The organism is Pseudomonas sp. FW305-28, assembly GCF_017351395.1.
GTDB classification, from domain to species: Bacteria; Pseudomonadota; Gammaproteobacteria; order Pseudomonadales; family Pseudomonadaceae; genus Aquipseudomonas; species Aquipseudomonas fluorescens_AA.
This window is the reverse complement of record NZ_JACNDD010000277.1, coordinates 1-2,924: the sequence shown is the minus strand read 5'-3', so window position 1 is coordinate 2,924 and position 2,924 is coordinate 1. Positions and strand designations below refer to the sequence as shown.

Here is a 2,924-nt window from a genome sequence, read left to right as displayed (position 1 = left end):
CATTTTGTGTTTCTATGCAACTGTCTTGCGCATGGCTATCATGCGGGCCTCATTATCAGGGCGCAGTCCGCATGCTCACGTTGCTAAAACTTCTGAAGGATGGCCGCTTTCATTCGGGGCAGGCGCTGGGTGCTGCACTGGGTATCAGTCGTAGTGCTGTATGGAAGCAGTTGCAGCACTTGGAGGCGGATTTAGGGCTGTCTGTTCATAAAGTTCGAGGTAGGGGCTATCAGTTGGCTAAGCCCCTGCTGCTTTTGGATGCGACAGATATCTGCGCAAAGGGTCTTCATGGATGGCCTGTCCATATATTTGACTCTATCGATTCCACTAACGCCGAGGCGCTGCGTTTCATTGAGCGCGGAGGAGTGGCGCCGTTCATGGTTTTGGCTGAGCGACAGATAGCGGGCCGTGGTCGTCGTGGCCGTAAGTGGGTCAGCCCATTTGCAGAAAACCTCTACCACAGCCTGGTGTTACGCATTGATGGTGGTATGCGACAAATCGAAGGTCTGAGCTTGGTTGTCGGGCTTGCGGTCATGCATGTCTTGCGCGATATGGGGATCGCGGCTGCGGGGCTGAAATGGCCTAATGATGTCTTGGTGGGTGAGAAAAAGATCGCCGGCATTTTGCTTGAATTGGTTGGAGATCCTGCAGACGTTTGCCATGTTGTCCTGGGCGTAGGGATCAATGTGAATATGCAATCGACTGATGAGGTCGACCAGCAATGGACATCGATGTGCCTTGAAGCGGGCAGGGATTTTGATCGAAATGAGCTGGTGGCACGATTGGGTGCGAAGCTGCAGCAATATCTGGAGCTTCATCACGTATCGGGGTTTGCTGCGATCCAGTCGGAATGGGAGCAATACCATCTTTGGCAGGGGCGGGCTGTGTCTCTGATTGCCGGTGTTAATAAAATTGACGGCATTGTGCTGGGCATTGATCACCAGGGTGCGCTGCGTTTGAAGGTGGATGGTGTGGAAAAAAACTTTAGCGGTGGTGAGCTCAGTTTGAGGTTGCGTGATGATTCTTGAGCTCGACTGCGGCAACAGCTTTATCAAATGGCGCGTTCTGCGCCCTGACGGGATAACGCCGGTCGAGGGTGGTGTGGTCGGCTCTGACGACGATTTGCTCGCGAGCCTGAATGACGCGAAGAAGTTCCAGCTCAAGAAGTGTCGTCTTGTTAGCGTGAGGACCCAGGCGGAGACGGATTCATTGGTCGCTTCGCTGGTCGATGTGTTCGGGGTATCGGTCGTTCGTGCTGTGCCCTCCCGGGAAATGGCGGGTGTGAGAAACGGCTACGAGGATTACGACCGGCTTGGCCTTGATCGATGGTTGGCTCTGCTTGGTGGTTTTCATCTCGCTTCGGGGGCGTGCCTGGTGCTGGATTTTGGTACTGCCGTCACGGCCGATTTCGTGGCTGCGGATGGTGGGCATCTGGGAGGGTTCATTTGTCCTGGTATGCCTCTGATGCGTAATCAATTGCGTACCCACACGCGGAAAATTCGTTATGACGATATAGCGGCGGAGCGAGCCCATGAGAGCCTTGCTCCAGGTCGTGCGACTGTCGAGGCGGTCGAGCGCGGTTGCATGCTGATGCTCAGGGGGTTTGTCCTGACCCAGCTTGAATTGGCGGAGCAATATTGGGGAAAGGATTTCGTGGTGTTTCTTACTGGGGGGGATGCCAATCTGGTTTCCGGGGTCGTTCCAGATGCCAGGGTGGTGCCTGACCTGGTTTTCGTTGGTTTGGCGATGGCCTGTCCTTTGTCCTGAGGTTTCTATGCGGTGGCTGTTTCTGTTATTGCTGGTTTTGAATGTCTTCTACTACATCTGGCATCAGCAGGAGGCCCCGCTTCGCGCCAAGGATGTCACGCCGCTGAGTTTATATCGCGGATCGCAACAGGATATTCATCTCTTGAGCGAAACGGCGGATGCCCTTGTCAGGCGCGATTCGGCTAAGTCTGCTGAGGCGCTCAAAACTTGTGTCTACCTGGGTGGTTTTGCTCGTCCGGAGCTGGCCAGGCAACTGGAGCAGCGCCTGGCGGCTTTGGGGGTCGTAGGTCGTCCTGTGGCGTCGAGCACGCAAAATCTCCCTGAGGGAGGAGGTTTCTGGGTTCAGGTTTCCCAGGAAGGCGCGGGAAAGGTGAATGAAACGCTGCTCCAAAACCTTTCTAAAGAATTCAATGAGTTAAAACATAAAATAATGCCATGCGAAGGGGTTGCACCCGCAGGGTAGTTTGCATAGAATGGCGCCCGCTTCGCAGCGAAGACCTTTAAAGGTAAGCGCCACGAAGCGATGTCAACGCAGCTAACCTCAGGTTTTTAATGAGAAAATGCTTGACAGAAGGCTGGCATGATATAGAATGCCGGCTCGCTTAGGAGGGGTTCCCGAGCGGCCAAAGGGATCAGACTGTAAATCTGACGTCTACGACTTCGAAGGTTCGAATCCTTCCCCCTCCACCATTTTTAGCGTGAGCTGCAAGCTCCGCGGGTATAGTTTAGTGGTAGAACCTCAGCCTTCCAAGCTGATGATGCGGGTTCGATTCCCGCTACCCGCTCCAAGTTTGCAGGTTGTGCAAAGTGTTTTGCTCTTGTAGCTCAGTTGGTAGAGCACACCCTTGGTAAGGGTGAGGTCAGCGGTTCAAATCCGCTCAAGAGCTCCATATTACAAGGCAGATATGCAAATATCTGCCTTTGTTTTAATGGCTTGTGTGACTCGCTAAATTCTTCTCCTAGGGGTGATTTCGATGGCTAAGGAAAAGTTCGAACGTAATAAGCCGCACGTCAACGTTGGTACTATCGGTCACGTTGACCATGGTAAAACTACGCTGACCGCTGCTCTGACCCGTGTCTGCTCCGAAGTTTTCGGTTCGGCCAAGGTTGACTTCGACAAGATCGACAGCGCCCCGGAAGAGAAAGCTCGCGGTATT

General features: G+C 53.7%; 4 protein-coding genes and 3 tRNA genes. All 7 read left to right on the top strand.

The features are described from left to right. The first annotated feature begins 71 nt into the window (after positions 1 to 71). The gene (gene birA / locus J4E53_RS30285) at positions 72 to 1,028 is read left to right on the top strand and encodes a bifunctional biotin--[acetyl-CoA-carboxylase] ligase/biotin operon repressor BirA (protein WP_103308222.1); all 957 of its coding nucleotides are present in this window, start codon (positions 72 to 74) and stop codon (positions 1,026 to 1,028) included. After that, the gene (locus tag J4E53_RS30280) at positions 1,018 to 1,767 is read left to right on the top strand and encodes a pantothenate kinase (protein WP_060740389.1); all 750 of its coding nucleotides are present in this window, start codon (positions 1,018 to 1,020) and stop codon (positions 1,765 to 1,767) included. Before birA ends, J4E53_RS30280 begins: the two co-directional genes overlap by 11 nt. 7 nt (positions 1,768 to 1,774) lie before the next feature. Further along, a complete protein-coding gene (locus J4E53_RS30275) occupies positions 1,775 to 2,230 on the top strand; it encodes a hypothetical protein (RefSeq protein ID WP_103308223.1) in 456 nt (151 codons plus the stop codon). A gap of 142 nt (positions 2,231 to 2,372) precedes the next feature. Beyond that, positions 2,373 to 2,457: transfer RNA gene (locus J4E53_RS30270), tRNA-Tyr, on the top strand. 24 nt (positions 2,458 to 2,481) lie between these two features. Continuing rightward, a tRNA-Gly gene (locus J4E53_RS30265) sits at positions 2,482 to 2,555 on the top strand. A gap of 26 nt (positions 2,556 to 2,581) precedes the next feature. Then, a tRNA-Thr gene (locus tag J4E53_RS30260) sits at positions 2,582 to 2,657 on the top strand. Positions 2,658 to 2,741: 84 nt separating this feature from the next. Then, a partial coding sequence (locus tag J4E53_RS30255; RefSeq protein ID WP_259333262.1) for a GTP-binding protein occupies positions 2,742 to 2,924 on the top strand: 183 nt, incomplete at its 3' end.